Source organism: Mycobacterium sp. GA-1199, assembly GCF_001500045.1.
GTDB lineage: Bacteria > Actinomycetota > Actinomycetes > Mycobacteriales > Mycobacteriaceae > Mycobacterium.
In genome coordinates this window covers 1-1952 of record NZ_LQIX01000038.1, presented here as the reverse complement: position 1 = coordinate 1952, position 1952 = coordinate 1, and the positions used below count along the sequence as shown (strand labels likewise).

Below are 1952 nucleotides of genomic sequence, written 5' to 3'. Positions count from 1 at the left end.
TGCGCGGGGTCGATCGGCACATAGGCCGCCCCGGTTTTGAGCACGGCAAGGATGGACACCACGGCTTCGGGCGAGCGTTTCAACAGCAGTGCCACCCGTTGTCCAGGTCCCACCCCGTGACCGGTCAAAAAATGTGCCATGCGGTTGGCGGCCTCATCGAGTTCGCGGTAGGTCCACGAACGAGCGCCGTACGTGATCGCCACTGCCTCTGAAGCGCGAGCCACCTGGGCGGCGAACAACGCCGGAATCGATAACGACGAGGCCTCCGGCACGCTCAACGCTGCCCGATTGCCCCACGCCTGCAACGCAACGTGTTCACGCTCATCGAGCACATCGATCGACGACAACCGCCGGGACGGATCAGCACAAAGCGCCACCACCACCCGCTGCAACCGCTCAACAAACGCTTCGATGCTGGACGCATCGAACACATCGGTGCGGAACTCGACATCCCCCCCGATACCGGCAGGCTGGCCGGCCTCGCTCCACTGCTCACCCAACGAGAACGTCAAATCAACACGAGCGGTGTGGGTGTCAGCCGGCATCGGAGTGACCTGCACATCACCAAGCCTCAGATCACCAGCGGCATTGTTCTGCCACGCCAACAGCACCTGCACCAATGGGTGATGGTTGAGCGAACGAACGGGGTTGAGCCGCTCCACCAACACCTCGAACGGCACATCCTGATGCTCAAAGGCGGCCAGACTGCGCGCACGCACCTGCCCCAGCAACTCGCCTACCGTCGGATCGCCGGCCAGGTCGACCCGCAACACCAACGTGTTGACGAAAAAACCCACCAACTCATCGAGCGCCCGGTCACGCCGCCCCGCGATCGGGAACCCCACCGCCACATCAGAACTCGCACTCAACTTGGCCAACAACACCGCCAAAGCCGCCTGCATCACCATGAAACTGGTCGCACCGTGCTCACCAGCGAGCCGAGAAACGCCCTGCTGCACATGCGCCGGCCACTGCACCGCCACCTTGGCCCCGCGATAATCGGCCACCGGCGGATACGGCCGATCAGTAGGCAACTGCACCCGCTCGGGCATATCGGCCAACGCGTCCTGCCAATACGCCAACTGCGCAGCAATGCGGCTATCGGGATCATCGAGATCACCCAACTGCGCGCGCTGCCACAACGCGTAATCGACATACTGCACCGGCAACGGCACCCACTCCGGGGCCCGCCCCACGCACCGCGCGGCATACGCCGCACTCAAATCACCCATCAACGGAGCGATCGACCAGCCATCAGCAGCGATATGATGCACCACCGCCACCAACACGTGCTCATCCTCGCCAAGCCCGAAAAGCGCTGCCCGCAAAGGGATCTCAGTGGCCAGATCAAACGGGCGACGCGCCACCGCCTCGACGGCCTCCTCCACCCGGCTTTGCGACCAACCGGCGGCATCAACGACCTGCCAACCCACATCTACCCGCTCCGCAGGCACCACCAACTGCTCGGGCACCCCGCCCGGGGCCACAACCAACGTGCGCAAACTCTCATGACGGCCCACCACATCAACAACAGCCGCACCCAACGCTTCGGCGTCCAAGCGACCATCCAAAAGCACCGCCACCGCCAAGTTGTAAACCGCAGACGGGCCCTGCAACTGATCCAAGAACCACAACCGGTTCTGCGCAAACGACAACGGCACCACCGCAGGACGCGGGCCGGCAACCAACGGCTCTAGCCCGTCTCCCTCGCCGATTCGAGACGCCAACTGGGCCACAGTGGGCGCTTCAAACACCGCACGTAACGAAAGCCCGGAGTCCAAGCTCGTATTGACCGCGGCGACCGCCCGCATCGCCAGAAGCGAGTCACCACCCAACTCGAAGAACGACTCATCCACGCCGACCCGCTCCACACCCAACACCTCGGCGAAAATGCCGGCCAGAATCTCCTCAGTCGGCGTGCCCGGAGCACGATACCGATCGACATCGCTATA

The 1952-nt window shown here is 63.7% G+C and carries 1 protein-coding gene; it reads right to left on the bottom strand.

Translation table 11 applies throughout. The features are described from left to right. On the bottom strand, positions 1 to 1952 hold a 1952-nt coding region (locus AU198_RS19550; RefSeq protein ID WP_156431679.1), incomplete at both ends, for a condensation domain-containing protein.